13 protein-coding genes and 2 pseudogenes are annotated in these 16,158 nt (G+C 72.4%); 7 read left to right on the top strand and 8 right to left on the bottom strand.

Going from position 1 to position 16,158, the window contains the following annotated elements; genetic code table 11:
* Window positions 1–85 precede the first annotated feature (85 nt).
* The gene (locus FB457_RS32755; protein ID WP_047015631.1) at window positions 86–541 is read right to left on the bottom strand and encodes a carboxymuconolactone decarboxylase family protein; all 456 of its coding nucleotides are present in this window, start codon (window positions 539–541) and stop codon (window positions 86–88) included.
* Between the two features lie 120 nt (window positions 542–661).
* On the opposite strand from FB457_RS32755, the gene FB457_RS32760 reads away from it, so the two are divergent.
* Window positions 662–1,549: a sigma-70 family RNA polymerase sigma factor gene (locus FB457_RS32760; protein ID WP_078898207.1), complete on the top strand. Its 888-nt coding sequence runs from the start codon at window positions 662–664 to the stop codon at window positions 1,547–1,549.
* A gap of 223 nt (window positions 1,550–1,772) precedes the next feature.
* Here the strand turns inward: FB457_RS32760 and FB457_RS32765 are convergent.
* From FB457_RS32765 to FB457_RS32775, 3 genes and pseudogenes are all read right to left on the bottom strand, one after another.
* Window positions 1,773–3,080: pseudogene (locus FB457_RS32765) on the bottom strand (PQQ-dependent sugar dehydrogenase); the annotation flags it as partial.
* Window positions 3,081–3,262: 182 nt separating this feature from the next.
* Window positions 3,263–3,796: pseudogene (locus tag FB457_RS32770) on the bottom strand (3-keto-disaccharide hydrolase); the annotation flags it as partial.
* Window positions 3,797–4,071: 275 nt separating this feature from the next.
* Window positions 4,072–4,722, bottom strand: coding sequence for an HAD family hydrolase (locus FB457_RS32775; protein WP_173534830.1), 651 nt, complete (start codon window positions 4,720–4,722; stop codon window positions 4,072–4,074).
* Window positions 4,723–4,849: 127 nt separating this feature from the next.
* On the opposite strand from FB457_RS32775, the gene FB457_RS32780 reads away from it, so the two are divergent.
* Entirely contained in the window at window positions 4,850–5,728 is an 879-nt protein-coding gene (locus FB457_RS32780) for a sigma-70 family RNA polymerase sigma factor (protein ID WP_367648426.1), read from the top strand.
* An 11-nt stretch (window positions 5,729–5,739) separates the two neighbouring features.
* On the opposite strand, the gene FB457_RS32785 is transcribed toward FB457_RS32780, so the two are convergent.
* Window positions 5,740–6,075: a hypothetical protein gene (locus FB457_RS32785; protein WP_047015635.1), complete on the bottom strand. Its 336-nt coding sequence runs from the start codon at window positions 6,073–6,075 to the stop codon at window positions 5,740–5,742.
* Window positions 6,076–6,151: 76 nt separating this feature from the next.
* Here FB457_RS32785 and FB457_RS32790 point away from each other — a divergent pair, with 76 nt between their 5' ends.
* The 5 genes from FB457_RS32790 (at window position 6,152) to FB457_RS32810 (ending at window position 11,608) form a co-directional block, all read left to right on the top strand.
* Complete coding sequence (locus FB457_RS32790; protein ID WP_145784228.1) at window positions 6,152–6,580, top strand: NUDIX domain-containing protein; 429 nt, start codon at window positions 6,152–6,154, stop codon at window positions 6,578–6,580.
* A 94-nt stretch (window positions 6,581–6,674) separates the two neighbouring features.
* Window positions 6,675–7,760: an S-(hydroxymethyl)mycothiol dehydrogenase gene (locus FB457_RS32795; RefSeq protein WP_047015637.1), complete on the top strand. Its 1,086-nt coding sequence runs from the start codon at window positions 6,675–6,677 to the stop codon at window positions 7,758–7,760.
* Complete coding sequence (locus FB457_RS32800) at window positions 7,757–8,374, top strand: MBL fold metallo-hydrolase (protein ID WP_047015638.1); 618 nt, start codon at window positions 7,757–7,759, stop codon at window positions 8,372–8,374. Before FB457_RS32795 ends, FB457_RS32800 begins: the two co-directional genes overlap by 4 nt.
* A gap of 172 nt (window positions 8,375–8,546) precedes the next feature.
* Complete coding sequence (locus FB457_RS32805; RefSeq protein WP_047015639.1) at window positions 8,547–9,719, top strand: lactonase family protein; 1,173 nt, start codon at window positions 8,547–8,549, stop codon at window positions 9,717–9,719.
* A gap of 320 nt (window positions 9,720–10,039) precedes the next feature.
* Entirely contained in the window at window positions 10,040–11,608 is a 1,569-nt protein-coding gene (locus FB457_RS32810; protein ID WP_145784230.1) for an AMP-binding protein, read from the top strand.
* A gap of 23 nt (window positions 11,609–11,631) precedes the next feature.
* Here FB457_RS32810 and FB457_RS32815 read toward each other — a convergent pair whose 3' ends face one another.
* From FB457_RS32815 to FB457_RS32825, 3 genes are read right to left on the bottom strand one after another with little or no spacing between them, the layout of a single operon-like run.
* A complete protein-coding gene (locus FB457_RS32815; protein WP_047015641.1) occupies window positions 11,632–11,943 on the bottom strand; it encodes a hypothetical protein in 312 nt (103 codons plus the stop codon).
* A gap of 34 nt (window positions 11,944–11,977) precedes the next feature.
* Complete coding sequence (locus FB457_RS32820; protein WP_145784231.1) at window positions 11,978–12,460, bottom strand: hypothetical protein; 483 nt, start codon at window positions 12,458–12,460, stop codon at window positions 11,978–11,980.
* 24 nt (window positions 12,461–12,484) lie between these two features.
* Window positions 12,485–16,138: a DUF6531 domain-containing protein gene (locus FB457_RS32825; RefSeq protein ID WP_145784233.1), complete on the bottom strand. Its 3,654-nt coding sequence runs from the start codon at window positions 16,136–16,138 to the stop codon at window positions 12,485–12,487.
* Between the last annotated feature and the right edge of the window lie 20 nt (window positions 16,139–16,158).

The following is a 16,158-nucleotide window of genomic DNA, read 5'->3' on the forward strand; positions in this document are numbered from 1 at the left end:
CGAGGACGGGACCGCTGTCCGCCGCCCCGGACCGCAGCCGCCCCGGACCGCCGCCCGCGGACCGGGCCGGTGTGCGAAGCCCCGGTCAGGAACTCCAGTCCTGCGGCACCTGCTTGGTGGTCGCGTTGAGCCGGTTGAACAGGTTGGTCACGGCGATCGTCAGCACGAGGGCCGCGAGGCCCTTCTCGTCGTAGTGCTTGGCGGCCTCGTCCCAGATGGCGTCGGGCACCGGGTCGCTGCGGTCGGCCATCCGCGTCGTGGCCTCCGTCAGCGCCAGCGCGGCGCGCTCCTCGTCGGTGAAATACGGTGCGTCGCGCCAGGCGGCGACGCTGGCGAGCCGCTCGTCGGTCTCGCCGCTCTTGCGGGCGTTACGGGCGCCGGAGTCGACGCACGAGCTGCACCCGTTGATCTGGCTGGCGCGCAGGTGCACCAGGTCGAGCGTGGTTTTCGGTACCCCGCCGGAAAAGGCGGCCTTGTAAATGTCCCCGACGGGCTGCATGGCATCGAGAATCATGGCCGGATTCTGCATTCGCGGCTGCATGGAATATCACTCCTCATGGAAATTGCGTGCCGCCGGATTCCGGCGGGCACACTGCTACGACGTCTGCCGGCGGGAGGGTGTGACAGCGTCCCGCCGCGCGGCCGCACCGCAAGGAGGATGATGGTGGCCATGTACGAGAGCGAACTGCTGGCCGGCAGGTTCGAGGAGAAGCGCCCGCGGCTCCAGGCCGTGGCCCACCGCATGCTCGGCTCCGCGGAGGAGGCCGAGGACGCGGTGCAGGAGGCGTGGATCAGGCTGCAGCGCGCCGACGTGGCGGCCGTCGAGAACCTCGACGCCTGGCTCACCACCGTCGTCGGCCGCGTCTGCCTGGACATCCTGCGGGCCCGTACCCGGCGCGAGGAACTCTTCGAGGAACTGCTCGACCAGCACGCCGACCCACCGCCCGCCGCCCCGGCCGACGAGGCCGCCGACCCGGAGCAGGCGGCGATGCTCGCCGACTCGGTGGGCAAGGCGCTGCTGGTCGTGCTGGACACGCTGGAGCCGGACGAGCGGCTGGCCTTCGTGCTGCACGACATGTTCGCCGTGCCGTTCTCCGACATCGCCGCGGTCATCGAGCGCAGCCCGGCGGCCACGCGGCAGCTCGCCAGCCGGGCCCGCCGCCGCGTCCAGGGCGCGTCGCCGCTGCCCGACCTGCGGCGTCAGCACAAAGTCGTGAGCGCGTTCCTCACCGCCGCCCGCAAGGGCGAGTTCGACCGGCTGCTGGCGCTGCTCGCGCCGGACGTCGCGATGCGGGCCGACGCCACCGCGGTGAGCATAGGCGCGGCGGAGGCGACGCACGGGGCCGAGGGGGTGGCGAGGATCTTCTCCGGCGGTGCGCAGGGGGCGCGGCTCGCGCTGGTCGACGGGGCCGTGGGCGCCGTGTGGCAGGCGAAGGCGCGCACGATCGTGGCGTTCGGCTTCACCCTGGAGGACGGCAGGATCACGGCGATCGAGCTGACGGGCGAGCCGGCACGGCTGGAGGAGCTGGACATAGCGGTGCTGGAGTAGCAGGTCCGGCACACCCGGGGGGCCGGTCGCGTACGGCTGTCCCCCGGGACCGCCGGAGTCGCGTACGGGCCGTCCCGGGGACGTCCCGTACGGCCGTCCCCGGGACGGCCGGGGGCGGCCAGGGGTGCCGCCGGGCGGGGAGAGAATCGCCCGGCGGCACCCCGTCGGCCAACGGCCACGGGCTGCGCCCGTGCCGTGCCGCCTAGTCGGCTGCGCCCGCGGCGTAGTCGATGCGGTAGATACCGGCGTCCGTGTTGGTGCTCCCGCGGCCGACGCCGCTGCCCGCTCCGAAGTCGATGACGTACAGCGAGCCGTCAGGGCCGAACTCGGCGTCGAAGGGCTGGATCCAGCCCATGCCCTCGAACACCGGATCGATCGACTCCAGCTTGCCGTCCGCGTACGAGAACGTCTTGAACCACTTGCGGGTCAGCTCGTAGTTGAACCACTTGCCGTCGTACGCCTCGGGGAACTTCGTCGCGCTGTCGAGGTCCGGGTCGAAGTCGTACGCCGGGCCGCCCATCGGGCCGCCGCCGCCGGAGCCGAGCTGCGGGAACTCGGCGGAGGCCGCGTACGAATACCAGACCTGCGCGGCGGTGGCCGGCGGCAACTGCGTCCTGCCCGTGTTGTTCGGCGAGTTGTTCACGGGCGCGGCGCAGTCGAACTTCCCGCCGGAGGTGCCGGTGGCGAAGTCGTAGTCGTTGAACGGGATGTTGTTGCCGACGCAGTACGGCCAGCCCATGTTGCCGGCCTGGGAGATGAGGTTGTACTCGACGATGCCCGCCGGGCCGCGGTTCTCGTTCGCCGTGCCGGAGTCCGGGCCGTAGTCGCCGACCATCAGCGCGTCGGTCGCGGGGTCGACGGAGATGCGGAAGGGGTTGCGGAAGCCCATCGCGTAGATCTCCGGCCGGGTCTTCTTCTCGCCCTTCCGGAAGAGGTTGCCCTTCGGCACGGTGTACGTGCCGCCCTTGGTGGGCTTGATGCGGAGCACCTTGCCGCGCAGGTCGTTGGTGTTGGCGGCGGTGGCCTGGGCGTCCCAGGCGTGCCGGCCGGCGCGCTCGTCGGTCGGGGTGAAGCCGTCCGACTCGAAGGGGTCGGTGTTGTCGCCGGTGGCGGCGTACAGGTTGCCCTTGCTGTCGAAGGCCAGCGAGCCGCCCATGTGCACGTTGGCGCGGCCCTCGCCGCGCCAGGTGGGAATGGACAGCAGCACCTTCTGCGAGGCGGGGTCGAGCCGGTCGCCCTTGAGGGTGAACCGGGAGATGTTGACCTTCTTCTCGGCCTTGTCGGAGTGCATGACGTACAGCCGGTGGTTCTGCGCGAACGCGGGGTCGAGCGTGAGCCCGATCAGCCCGTCGGACTGGGTGGTGAACTCCAGCGGATAGTCGAAGTCGTACGCGGTGGTGACCTCCCGCGTCTCCTGGTCGATGATCTTCAGCTCACCGGTGCGCTGCGCGTACAGCACGCGCCCGTCGGGCGTGACGGCCAGCTCGAACGGGTCGGCGAGGTCGGAGTCGACCAGCGCGGTGCGGGTGAACCCGGCCGCGTTCGGCGCGCTCGTGCCGGTGGGCTCGGGCGCGGCCACGGCGGAGGGCGTCGCCACCAGTAAGGCCGGCAGGACGGTGAGCGCGGCGACGAGGGACAGGGGTTTGATCGTGCGGCTCATGGGGCTCCCAACGGTGGAGGCGGTGCGGCGGGACGACGGTCCCCGCCTGCTCGTCACTTGCCATAGACCTCGATCACGATGTTCCGGAACGAGACCTCGTCCCCGGTCCCGTGGTTCTGCAACCCGATGTGGCCGGGCCCGAGCCGGCGTTCGGGGACGGTGTCGGTGTAGTCGTTGATCCGCACGCCGTTGAGCTCCACGGTGAGCCGGTCGCCGTCGACCCGCAGGTCGTAGGTGTTCCACTCGCCGGGCGGCCGGAGCGCGGCGTCGCGGGCGGCGATGTCGGGCGACTGGAACCCGTACACCGCGCCGGTGGTGCGGTCGGGGGAGTCGGTCGCGTCGATCTGGACCTCGAAGCCGCTGTTGCGGATGGCGGGGTCGTCGCCGGCGGGAAAGCCGAGGTGGACACCGGAGTTGTCGTCACCGGCCATGCGCCAGTCGAGGGTCAGGTGGTAGCGCGTGCCGAACTCCCGGCCGGAGTACCAGATGAGGCCGAGGCCGCCGTACGAGGTGAGCGCGCCGTCGGCGAGCGTGAACCCGCCGGGCCCGGCCTGGCTCCAGCCTTCGGTGCCGGTGCCGTCGAAGAGGACGAGGCGTTCGGCGGCCGGGGCCGGCGGGGTCGTGGCAGCGGGTGCGGAGGCGGGGGCGGCGGTGAGGAGGCAGCCGGCGGCGGCTGCGACGAGGGCGGCCCGGAGGGAGATGCGGCGGTGGGGGGTGGGCACAGTGGTTCTCCTGAGATCGAGAAGAAAGCGCTTTCTGACTGTGCTCTGTCAACGTAAGCCTCCTGCCGCCCTGGGTCAACGCCCCGGTACGTACGGGAAGTCGGGGCCGCAACGAAGCCTGCGCCGCTCCGCCCCCGCGGTCAGTCCGCCAGCAGCGCGGGCAGGTCCCGCATCTCGTCGAACACGACCGTGCCGGGCCCCGCCAGCCGCGCCGCCGGCGTGAGCCCGCCGCAGTAGCCGAAAGCCCGCATCCCCGCGGCCCGGGCCGCCCGCACGCCGTAGGCGCTGTCCTCGACCACCGCGCAGCGGTCGGGCGGCACGCCCATGGCGCGGGCGGCGTGCCGGAAGAGGTCGGGAGCGGGCTTGCCGCGCGGAACGTCGGCCGCGCTGAATATGCGGTTCTCGAAATGGCGGAGGAGACCGGTGGTCGTCAGGCTGCGCCGGATGGCGGCGTGGTCACCGTTCGACGCGACGCAGAAGCCCGTGGTGAGTCCGTCGAGGACTTCCGGAATGCCGTCGACCGCGGTCAGTTGTTCTTCGAGCGCCGCCCGGTAGAGGTGGTCGTATTGCCGGTGCCAGCCCTTTTCCAGCCGCCGTCCGAGCCGTTCCTCGACGACCGCCGTGTAGACCTCGACGGACGAGCCGACGAACAGCTCGGCCATTTCGGCTTCGGTGAAGGCGCATCCCAGGTCCGCCATGACGACCGCGTCGACCTTGACGCATATCCGCTCGCCGTCCACGAGCACGCCGTCGCAGTCGAAGATCACCAGTTCCACAGGGCTTCGCCTCATGCGCAGCAGCGTAGAGCGGTCCGGTATGGGGCAGAAATACCCATAAGCTCGGAATATCCCGTATGTTGCTGTTCATACCGCCGGGCTTCGCGCGGGTCACTACCATGACGCGCGCCGGGAGGGACATGTGACAGTGAACGCGCAGCAGTTGCAGGCGGAGTTGTTCGAGGTCCGCAGACCGCGCCTGCAGGCAATCGCCTATCGCATGCTCGGCTCGTCCGGCGACGCGGAGGACGCGGTCCAGGAGGCGTGGCTGCGGCTCTGCCGCGCGGACACCGACCAGGTGCGCAACCTCGACGCCTGGCTGACCACCGTGGTGACACGGGTCTGCCTCAGCATGCTGCGCGCCCGTCAGTCGCGGCGCGAGGACCTCACCGACGAGCAGGTCCACGAGCCGGAACGGGACCGCCGGGAGGCACCGGATCCCGAGCGGGAAGCCCTCCTCACCGACTCGGTCGGACTGGCCCTGATCGTCCTTCTGGACACGCTCGGCCCCGCGGAACGGCTCTCCTTCGTCCTCCACGACCTCTTCGACGTACCGTTCGACGAGATCGGCCGGATCATCGAGCGCTCGCCGGGGGCGGCCCGGCAGCTCGCCAGCCGCGCGCGCCGCCGCATCCAGGGCGCGGCGACGCCGCCCGCGGCCGACGCCAAGCGCAGCCGCGAGGTCGTCTCCGCCTTCCTGCTGGCCTCCCGCGGCGGCGACTTCGAAGCCCTCCTCGGCGTCCTCGACCCCGACGTCGTCCTGCGCGCCGACACCCCCGCGGTACGGCTGGGCGCCCCCGAGGAGGCGTTCGGCTCGGTGGCCGCGGGCCGGTTCCTCTTCGGCCGCGCGGGCGGCGCGAAGCTCGCCCTGGTCGACGGCGCGGTGGGCGCCGTCTGGATCCGCGACGACCGCCCGCTGGTGGTGTTCAGGTTCGGCATCGTGGGCGGCCTGATCACGAGCATCGGCCTCACCGCGGAGAGGAGCCGGATCGACGGGCTGAAGCTGGAAGTCCTCACCTGAGCCCGCCCGGATCAGAGGGCGTCGCGCAGCACCGCGGCCAGATGTTCCCGGGCGAGGTGCCCGGACTCCGGAGGGCCGACGATCCAGTCGACGGTCACGGTGATGACGCCGTCGACGTTCGCCACGACGACGTCCCCGCTGCGCCGGAACCGCGCGACCCGCTCACGGATCCGCTGCCGCTGCCGCGCATCCAGGGCGGCGCAGGCGGTCGTGTCGACGGTGAGGACGGTGCAGAAGCCGCCCAGGGTGGGATCGGCCCGGCCGACCGCGGGATCGGCGGGAAGCTCCCACCGCAACTCGTCCTCGGGGATGAGGACCGACGCGTCGACACGAAGCCCGGCCACCATCTGCCCATGCTCACACACCCGGTCGGCCGCCGCGCCGTAAGCCGGCTCCGGACTGGTCTCCGACCGGAGGTTCCCGATGTACGCCGCTCGTGTCAGGACTGCCGCCCGCGTGATCCGCCGGCGCCCGGGCGGGCCGGAGTTGCCGGTGTTCGATCACCGGGACCATCCGGAGGCGGGGACCCAGGTGCCGGCCGGGGGGGTGGAGGGCGGGGAACTGCTCACCGAGGCCGTGTTGCGGGAGATCGACGAGGAGACCGGCATGGCGGGGGTGACGTTGGGGGCGGCGCCGGCCGTGCAGCAGAGTCCGCATCCTCATACCGGGCAGCCGCAGATCACCGTCTGCTTCCAGGCGGAGACCGCCGAGACCCGGGACGACTGGATGCACGCCGCCGTCAGCGGCGACGAGGACCGGGGGATGGTCTACCGGTGCTTCTTCGTCCCCCTGGAGCGGGCCGGCGGGCTGCTGGCCGGGGACCAGGGGGAGTTCGTCGGGCTCGTCCGGTAGGCGGCGTCTTCCGTTCGCCCCGCTGACGCCCGCCTCGCCCCTCCGGAGAGGTCGGCGACGTACTGTATGAGCCCCGCCACGAGAGGAGCGCCCCGTGCCCCAGGACGTACGAGCCGTCGTCGCGCGTGCGAAGAACGAGCCGGTGGAGATCGTCACCGTCGTCGTGCCCGACCCCGGGCCCGGGGAGGCGGTGGTGACGGTGCAGGCGTGCGGGGTGTGCCATACCGATCTGCATTACCGCGAGGGCGGCATCAACGACGACTTCCCCTTCCTCCTCGGCCACGAGGCGGCCGGCATCGTGGAGTCCGTCGGCGACGGCGTCACCGAGGTGGCGCCCGGCGACTTCGTGATCCTCAACTGGCGTGCCGTGTGCGGCCGGTGCCGGGCGTGTGAGCGGGGCCGGCCCTGGTACTGCTTCGACACCCACAACGCCACGCAGAAGATGACCCTCCAGGACGGCACCGAGCTGTCGCCCGCGCTGGGCATCGGCGCGTTCGCGGAGAAGACCCTCGTCGCCGCCGGCCAGTGCACGAAGGTCGATCCCGAGGCGTCCCCCGCCGCGGCCGGGCTGCTCGGCTGCGGCGTGATGGCCGGCCTCGGCGCCGCGCTCAACACCGGCGACGTCGGCCGCGGCGACTCCGTCGCCGTCATCGGCTGCGGCGGCGTCGGCGGAGCCGCCGTCATGGGGGCGCGGCTCGCGGGCGCCGGGAAGATCATCGCGATCGATGTGGACGAGCGGAAGCTGACCACCGCGACCCGCCTCGGCGCCACCCACACCGTCGACGCCCGCGCCGCCGATCCCGTCGAGGCGGTACGGGACCTCACCGGCGGCCACGGCGCCGACGTCGTCATCGAGGCGGTCGGCCGCCCGGAGACGTACAAGCAGGCGTTCTACGCCCGCGACCTCGCCGGCACCGTCGTCCTCGTCGGCGTGCCCACGCCCGAGATGAAGCTGGAGTTGCCACTGCTCGACGTCTTCGGCCGCGGCGGCGCGCTGAAGTCCTCCTGGTACGGCGACTGCCTGCCGTCCCGCGACTTCCCCATGCTCATCGACCTCTACCGGCAGGGCCGCCTCGACCTCGACGCCTTCGTCTCCGAGACCATCGGACTCGACGGCGTGGAGGCCGCCTTCGCCCGGATGCAGGCCGGCGACGTGCTCCGCTCGGTGGTGGTCCTGTGAGCCGCGCCCGCATCGACCACCTGGTCACCTCCGGTACCTTCTCGCTCGACGGCGGCACCTGGGACGTCGACAACAACGTGTGGATCGTCGGCGACGACACCGAGGCCCTCGTCATCGACGCCGCCCACGACTCCGACGCCATCGCCGCCGCCGTCGGCGACCGCCGCGTCACCGCGATCGTCTGCACCCACGCGCACGACGACCACATCGACGCCGCCCCCGCCCTGGCCGCCAGGACCGGCGCGCCGGTGCTGCTCCACCCCGACGACCGGGTGCTGTGGGAGATGACCCACCCCGACCGCGCCCCGGACGCCGCCCTCGCCGACGGCCAGACGCTGGCCGTCGCGGGCACGGAGCTGACGGTCCTGCACACCCCCGGCCACGCTCCGGGTGCCGTCTGCCTCTACGGACCGGAGCTGGGCACCGTCTTCACCGGCGACACCCTCTTCCACGGCGGCCCGGGCGCCACCGGACGCTCGTACTCCGACCGTCCGACCATCGAGGCGTCGATCCGCGCGCGGCTGCTCACGCTGCCGCCGGAGACGGTGGTACGGACCGGGCACGGCGAGTCGACGACGATCGCGGCGGAGGCGGCGGGCGCCGGGAGCTGGTGATCACCCGGGGGAGGGAGCGGTACGGAACGGGCGTTCCCCGCCGGGGCGTCGGCCCCGGCGCGCTGCCCCGGCGCAACGGCCCCGGGCGCCGTTGACCCGCCCCGGGCATCCCGGCATGCTCATGGCCGGGACATGCCGCCCCACGTCACTCCATCCCCCACTGGAGGTCTCCATGCCGTCCCGTCCCACACGCCGTGCCGTCCTCCGCGGCGCCGCGGGCATAGGCGCACTCGGCACCGCGGGCATCAGCACGGCGGGCACCGGCACCGCCCACGCCGGCCCGCCGCGGACCGCCCGCCCCCTCGCCCGCCGCCCCCTCTACCTCGGCACCTACGGCCAGGGCATCCTCGCCTGCACCTACGACACCGAAACCGGCGCCCTCGCCGCCGCCGACGGCGGCTTCGGCGACGTCACCAACCCCGACTTCCTCGCCCTCTCCCCCGCCGGCGGGGTCCTCTACTCCACCGTCGGCGGCGGCGCCGAGGGCGGAGTACGGGCGTACGCCATCGGCGCGGACGGCGCGCTCAGCGCGCTCGGCGGCGTGCAGTCCACCGGCGGCGCCGGCGTCACGCACCTGTCGGTGCACCCCGGCGGCGGGTATCTGCTCAGCGCCAACTACAGCAGCGGCAGCGTCGCCGCGCACGCCATCGAGGCGGACGGCAGCGTCGGCGAGCGCACCGGCTTCGTCCAGCACTCCGGTTCCGGACCCGACCCGGACCGCCAGGAGGGCCCGCACGCCCACCAGATCGTCACCGACCCCGCCGGCGGCTTCGTCTACGCCGTGGACCTGGGCACCGACTCCGTCTACACGTACGCACTCGACACCGGCAGCGGCGCGCTGTCGGCGGTGTCGGAGGTGAAGTCCGTGCCGGGCGCCGGGCCGCGGCACATGGTCTTCCACCCGCGGGGCACGCACGCGTACGTGGCCAACGAGCTGGACAGCACCGTCACCGCGTACGCCCACGACGCGGCGACCGGTGCGCTGACCCGGCTGGCGAGCCTGCCGACCCTCCCCGACGGTGTGGACCCGGACGGCAACTACCCCGCGGAGATCACCATTTCGGCGGACGGCCGCTTCGTCTACCTCTCCAACCGGGGCCACGACAGCGTCGCCCGCCTCGCCGTCGAGGACGGCGGCGCCGCGCTGCGCCTCGTGGACACGGTGCCCTGCGGCGGCAACTGGCCGCGGCACATCACGCTCTCGCCGGACGGGGCGCTGCTCTACTCGGCCAACGAACGGGGCCGCACCATCGGCGTGTTCACCGTGGACGCCGATACCGGCGCGCTCACGGCGTCGGGCGAGCCGTTCGCGACGGCGTCCACCGGCTGCGTCCTGCCCACCTGAGCGCACCCGGCCGCCCCCGGGCCCGTCACGTAGGGTTACCTCGTGCCGGGCCGCGGGGGCTCCGGAGCCGCCGCCGGAGCCCGCGGCGGCGGACGATCGGATTCGAACAGATAATCAAACACGGCCTCACACCCCGACCCGGGCGCCCGAGAGGTCGGGCGTGTCTTGTATGTCGCCTTTCCCGTGACGAATACCCAAGTAGACGCCAAGTCGTCCCCTGGTGGCGGCCAAGCCGGCCGCCCCACACTGTCGGCGCGCGACCCCGGGCGGCCCGCCGCCCCCGCGTAACAGAACGTGACGCCGGTCTGGGTGGAGGGCTTATGAGCCGGATTCCGAACCACAAGCGCGGCCTCTATCTGGGTACGGTGCCGGAGCGCGCCGCGGCGAAGCACGGCGCCACCCTGCTCACCCTCGACCACGACCTCGACGCCCTCCCCGAGGCCGGCCGCCGGCTGACGGTCGCCGAAGTGGCGGTCTTCGCCGCCGACCTGGCGAACCGGCTGGCGGCGGCGGGCGTACGGGCCGGGGAGCACGTCGTCGTCTACAAGCGGGCCAACTTCGACGCCTGGCTGCTCGCCACCGCCGCCGCCCGGCTCGGCGCGATCCCCGTCCTGCTCTCCCCCGCCCTGCCCGCGCCCACGGTCGCCGCCCTCCTCAGGCGGCTGCACGGCCCGCACCGCCCCCACCTCCTCACCGACGGCCCGAAGCTCGCCGAGCTGGCCGGCCTGCCCCTCGACGAGCTGGCCACCTCCGTGATCGGCGTGGCGGGCGCGGGACGCGGCGTCGCGTCGCTGGCCCGGCTCGCCGGCTCCCCGCCCGTACCGCCGGTGTACCAGGGGCTGGACGAGCCCGCGATGATCACGCACACCTCGGGCACCACGGGCGTACCGAAGCTGGTCGTCCACACCCCGCGCACCATGCGCGCCCGGCTGCGCCCGCAGCTCGTCATGCTCGCGCTGCTGCGCCGCCGCGAGACGGTCGCGGTCAGCGTGCCGTTCGTGCACTCGCGGCTGTTCGCGGCGATGTCGCTGGTGCTCATGAAGGGCATGCCGACGCTGCTGCTCAACAACCACGAGCCGGCGGCCGTCGCGACGTTCTTCCTGAAGAACCGGCCCGGCCTCATCGAGGCGCTGCCCAACTCGTTCCTCGCCTGGGAGGGCCTGGCCGACGACCCGCGCCGGCCCCTCGCGTCCGTGAAGTACTTCTCCTCCACCTTCGACGCCATCCACCCGCGCACCGTACGCCGCCTCCTCGACGCCTCCCGCCGCCGCGCGCCGCAGTTCTTCCAGATCTACGGCCAGTCCGAGGTCGGCCCCGCCGTGGGCCGCCCCTACTTCCGCCGCGACACCCACCGCATGGACGGCCGCTGCGTCGGCTTCCCGCTGCCGGGCAGCGCCCGGGTCCGCGTCGTCCCCAGGAACGACCGGCGGGTCTCCGCGACGAACCCGGGGTTCATCGAGGTCCGCTGGGACGGCATCGCCAAGACGTACCACGGCGAACAGGAGCGCTACGACGAGAACGTCCACGACGGCTGGTGGCGCACCGGTGACGTCGGCTACCGCACCCGCGCGGGCTGCCTGCACATGCTCGACCGCGAGATCGACACCATCCCCGGCGTCGGCTCCAGCCTGGAGATCGAGGACGCCGTCCTGGACCGCCTCGACGAACTCGTCGAACTCGTCGTCGTCCAGGGCCCCGACGCGGAACCGGTCCCCGTGCTCTGCACCCGCGACGACGAGCCCCTGGCCCCCGCCCGCTGGCAGGCGGCGACGGCCGACTACCCCCAACTCGGCGCGCCCGTCCACCTCCCGCTCGACGAACTCCCCCGCACGGCGACCCTGAAAACCCGCCGCGTGGAACTGTCCCGCCTCCTGCACGACCGCCTCTGACCCCCGAAAGGCCGTCCGAAGGCTCACCCCTCCGGCAGCGTCCACTCCGGCCCGCCGAGCGGCGGCGCCTCGCGGACCTCCCATCCGGCGGGATCCGCGTCCGGCCCCCGGTACGGCACGTCCCCCGCGTAGCAGAGGCCGTGGGCCCGGAATCCGGGCAGTTCGTGGCACATGAGGTCGGGGTACGGCCCGATGTCCATGCCGCCGTACGCCCTGTTGATCCGGGCCACCGCCTCGGCCCGTGACATGCCGATGCGCCGCACCATGACATCGGCGATGTCCCGGAAATACTCCAGCATTCCTTCGTCGAGGTCCGTCGTGAATTCTTCCGTCACGATCCGGCCGGACTTTCTGCTCCCGCCGTCGGCGTCACTCCGCGAAGCTCTCGCGCAGGTCGCGGAGGACGGTCCCGGAGAAGGGGTCGGTGGCCGGGTCGTCCGGGGTGAGGAGGCTGACCACGAAGAAGCCGCTCAGCATGAGGCCGATCGACTCGACGGACTCGGCGACCTGCTCCGGTACGCCGGAGACACCGGTGATCGCGCCGGCCGTCAGCGGCCTGCCGTAGCGCGAGTAGAAGAGGGCGAACGGCCCCTCGCCGGTTTCGTCCAGCGCGTACCCCTCGTCCTCCCAGTGCTGCTCCATCGCGACGTCACGGGCGAAGCCGAGGATGTTCGACTCGGACGCGTCCGGCTCCTCAGGCAGTTGCCAACCGCCCAGCGCCGTGTCGTCCAGAGGTGCCCCGTTCAGAAAGAGCCGCGGCCAGTGCCGCGCCCGCCGCTCCAGGAACCTCCGCGCGGCCCCGGGAAAGCCGAGGTCCGCGACGAAGTCGGTGGGGTATCCGGTCAGGTCCACGGTTGCTCCTGTTGCGGTGGTGTCCTACGGGGCCCAGCCAGAGGTGGGTCCGTGATAGGAGATCGCGCTCTTGGGGATATTGAGATCACCTGGGCTGTACCATACGTGCTTGCCCCGATCCCCCCTGATCGCCTTGAAGAGGGCCTTGTCCATCTCGAACTCGATCAGGTACTCCGACTTTTCCTTGGTGAGGCCGAGGAACGACTTGAAGCCGCCCGGCTTCTTCAGGATGTCCGCCGGGCTCATCGGGGTCACGTAGACACCGGTCGGGTGTCCTTTCGCCGGGGCACTGGCCTTGAGGAGAATGGCGTCCTTCCCGCCACCGCTCATGATCCTCTGGTAGCTGTCCTTGGTGGTGAAGTGGCGGACGACGACCTTGCACGGCGTGAGGCCGAGTGGATCGATCTCGGTGAGCGGATTTCCGACGTAGCCGTGGTGGTTCGGGGCCGGGTCGAGACCGAGAGGGTCGGGGCTGAGGTAGCGCGAGGTCTCGGGGTCGTAGTAGCGCTGGTTGTTGTAGTGGAGCCCGGACTCCGCGTCGCGGTACTGCCCGGGGAAGTCGAGCGGGCAGTGCACCGCCGGGGCCGGCCCGCCGTCGGAGCCCCCGGCCAGGGGCCGGCCCCACAGAGTCGCCCGCCGTTCCCACGCGACCGCGCCCTCGCGGTCCAGCAGCGAGGTGGGGGTGCCGGCGAGGTCGGTGACAATGGCGTAGAAGCGTCGGTCCACCTCCTCCTGCCCGAGTTCCCGGCCGGGTTCCCGCCCGGGTTCCTCGGGCCCTTCGACCTGGGTGAGCGGCCGGTCCGACCCGGGTTCCCAGTCCCAGGTCGTCACCCGGCCGTCCGAGGTCTCCTCGGCCAGGCGCGAGCCGTCCCAGGCGAAGACGGTCTCCCGGGTGGTCGCCGAGCCCTCCCGGCGGCGTTTGCCGATCCGGCGGCCGAGCGGATCGTACGCGTACTCCCACACGGCCCCGTCGGGGCAGGTAAGCGCGAGAAGCCGGTCCTCGGCATCCCACTTGTACGCCCACTCCCTGAGCTTGCCCGACAGCGTGCGCACGCTCTTGCGTACCAGTCGGCCCTGGCCGTCGTGCTCGTACCTGCGGCGTCCCGCACTGCGCAGCAGCGTGCCGGAGTACGTGAGGGAGGTGTCGTCGTCCCCGGACTCGGAGAGCCGGTCACCGGCGCGGATCTCGACCGCGGTGAGATTGCCCAGCGGGTCGTACGCGTAGCGCTCGCTGTGCTCCGCCGAGGTGAGCGCGGTGACCCGGCCCAGGCCGTCCAGCGTCATCTCGGCCGCGCCCGCACCGGTCATCCGGCCCGCTCCCCGGTAGCGGAAGTCCCGCTGCCGGGTGCCGCCGCCCTGTACCAGCGTCTGCGACACGAGCCGCCTGCCCTGGTCCCAGACCTGCCGGAGCACGGCCTCCGGGCCGACGCGCCGCTCGATCTCGTTGCCGGGGGCGTCGCGGCGGAACGCGACGGTCGTCCCCGCGGTGGTGAGCGCCGCGACCCGGCCCACGGGAGTCCACGACCAGTCGGAGGCGGCGCCCGAGGGGGTCACGCGGCGCAGTCGCCGGCCCAGCGCGTCGTAAGTACTGGTCACCGCACGGCCGTTGCACTCCTCCGCCAGCAGGCGCCCGCACGGGTCGTACACGAAAGCGATCTCGGCGTGCCGGTTCGACGCGCGGACGAGGCGCCCGGCGGCGTCGTAGCCGAAGCGGCTCACACCGTCGTGGGCGCGCTTCTCGACGGTAGCGCCGTTGGCGTCCCTGACGAACTCCGTCCGCTGCCCGGCGCCGTTGACGTGAGCGACGACCTCCCCGGCGGCGTTGTAACGGTAGGCGAGCGACCGGCCGTTGTAGTCCGTCTCGCCGACCAGCCGGGCCGCGGCGTCGTACCGGTACTCCCACGACTGCCCGAGCGGGTTGACGACCCGCCGCAGCGCGGTCTCCGTGTCGTACTCGATCACGGTCCGCTCGCCGAGGTGGTCAGTCACGGCGGTGGTGATCCCGAACGGCCCGATCTCCATGCGGGTCCTGGCCCCATTCGCGTCCACGTGCTCGACCAGGTTGCCCTCGGCGTCGTACGCCCACTCCTCGGTCTCCCCCGTGGCCCAGCGCCGCCGGGCGGGCAGGCCCTCCGGGGTCCACGCGGTCTCCGTACGGGCGCCGCCCGGCTCGGTGACCGCGCTGATCCGGCCGAAGGGATCGTACTCGACAGCCGTCACGTTGCCCTCGGCGTCCGTGATCCGGACCGGCATACCCAGTCCGTTCACCTCGACGTGCCGACGGTGCCCCAGGGCGTCCGTGACGAGCCGCAGGGCACCCGAGGGGTGGTACTCGGAGGTCGAGACCGCGGCGAGCGGGTCGGTCTCGGAGACGACGTTCCCGGCGCCGTCGTACGCGTACCGCCATTCGCTGCCGTCGGCCTCGACGATCCGCTCCGGCAGCCCGGGGCCCGCGTAGGTCGCGCGGGCGACACTCCCGTCGGGGTGGGTGACCTCGATGACGTTGCCGTCGTCGTCGTGGGCGTACGACGTGCTGCGCCCGAGCGGATCCGTCAGCCTGACGAGGCGGTCGTAGCGGTCCCACTCCCGCCTGGTCACGTTCCCCAGCGGGTCGGTCTCGGCGACGAGTTGATAGGCGTCGTTGAACTGGTGGCGGCTCACCTTGCCCAGCGAGTTCGTCACCGTGGTCAGCCGGGCATCGTCGTCGTACGCGTAGGAGTAGTCGAGGAACCCGCCCGTCCCCCGGGCCGCCGTGCAGCGCCCGCGGTCGTCGTACTCGTACGCGTACCAGTACCCGATCCGGTCCCGCCATCCCGTGATCCGGTGGCGGTCGTCGTACGTGTACGTGAGCGGGTGGCCCGAGGAGTTCACTACCTCAGTGAGATCGCCGCCGTCGTCGTAGCCGAACCGGACGAGTGCGGGGGCGTCCGGGGCGTCGCGCAGGCGCAGGGCAGTGATCCGGCCGCCGGCGGTGGTGACGTCGACCGCGTAGCCGCCCTCGTGCACGACCGCGGTGGGAGCGGCGCCGTCGTCGTAGGCGACGGTGATGCGGTTGCCGTTGCGGTCGGTGAGCGCGCACAGCGGCAGGTCACCGGACTCGCCCCCAGGCACCGGCCGGAAGTGCGCGGTCACCTGCGTGTCAGGGCGGGCCACCGTGATCAGCCCTCCGGGCGAACTGTCCCACGTGAGGGGCCACCGCGGGCCTTCGACGGGCAGGACGGCGGCGTCCGGCTCGGGCACCGGGTAGTGCAGGACCATCCCGTCATCGGCGACGTACCGCACCCCCGTGTCGTCGAGGCGCAGCCGCTGGTCGAGCGTCGAGGCCCAACTGCGGCCGAACCACCGGCCGGTACGCACGCTGGTGCGGTGATGCCGCTCCAGGACCAGCGGGAGGACTCCGGGCAGCGACACGTCGGTCTCCGACATGACCATGTCGCCGGAAGCGATGTCGATCGGATCGCCGCAGGTGAACAGCCCTTTGATGCCCCGGGCGCCCTTCCGCATTCCCTGCGCCAGGCCCTTGACGGCCGCGGTCATGCCCTTCAGGCCGGTCTTGGCGAGTGCCTTCAGCCCCCCGGCCATCTTGCCCAGCTTCGCGAGAGAGGTGAGGCCCTTCATGCCGGGGATGCAGTCGAGGGCGGCGAAGGCGACGTCCCAGAGGGAGGCTTGGCCGTTCATGTACTTGTAGAGGGTGTCCG

The sequence above is a fragment of the Streptomyces sp. CNZ287 genome (genome assembly GCF_007827615.1).

Coding starts and splice junctions, on each gene's coding strand:
- FB457_RS32760 (WP_078898207.1), top strand. CDS start 662: ATGGTGGCCATGTACGAGAGCGAACTGCTGGCCGGCAGGTTCGAGGAG.
- FB457_RS32775 (WP_173534830.1), bottom strand. CDS start 4,722: ATGAGGCGAAGCCCTGTGGAACTGGTGATCTTCGACTGCGACGGCGTG.
- FB457_RS32805 (WP_047015639.1), top strand. CDS start 8,547: ATGCCGTCCCGTCCCACACGCCGTGCCGTCCTCCGCGGCGCCGCGGGC.
- FB457_RS32755 (WP_047015631.1), bottom strand. CDS start 541: ATGCAGCCGCGAATGCAGAATCCGGCCATGATTCTCGATGCCATGCAG.
- FB457_RS32825 (WP_145784233.1), bottom strand. CDS start 16,138: ATGAACGGCCAAGCCTCCCTCTGGGACGTCGCCTTCGCCGCCCTCGAC.
- FB457_RS32785 (WP_047015635.1), bottom strand. CDS start 6,075: ATGGTGGCCGGGCTTCGTGTCGACGCGTCGGTCCTCATCCCCGAGGAC.
- FB457_RS32810 (WP_145784230.1), top strand. CDS start 10,040: ATGAGCCGGATTCCGAACCACAAGCGCGGCCTCTATCTGGGTACGGTG.
- FB457_RS32790 (WP_145784228.1), top strand. CDS start 6,152: ATGTACGCCGCTCGTGTCAGGACTGCCGCCCGCGTGATCCGCCGGCGC.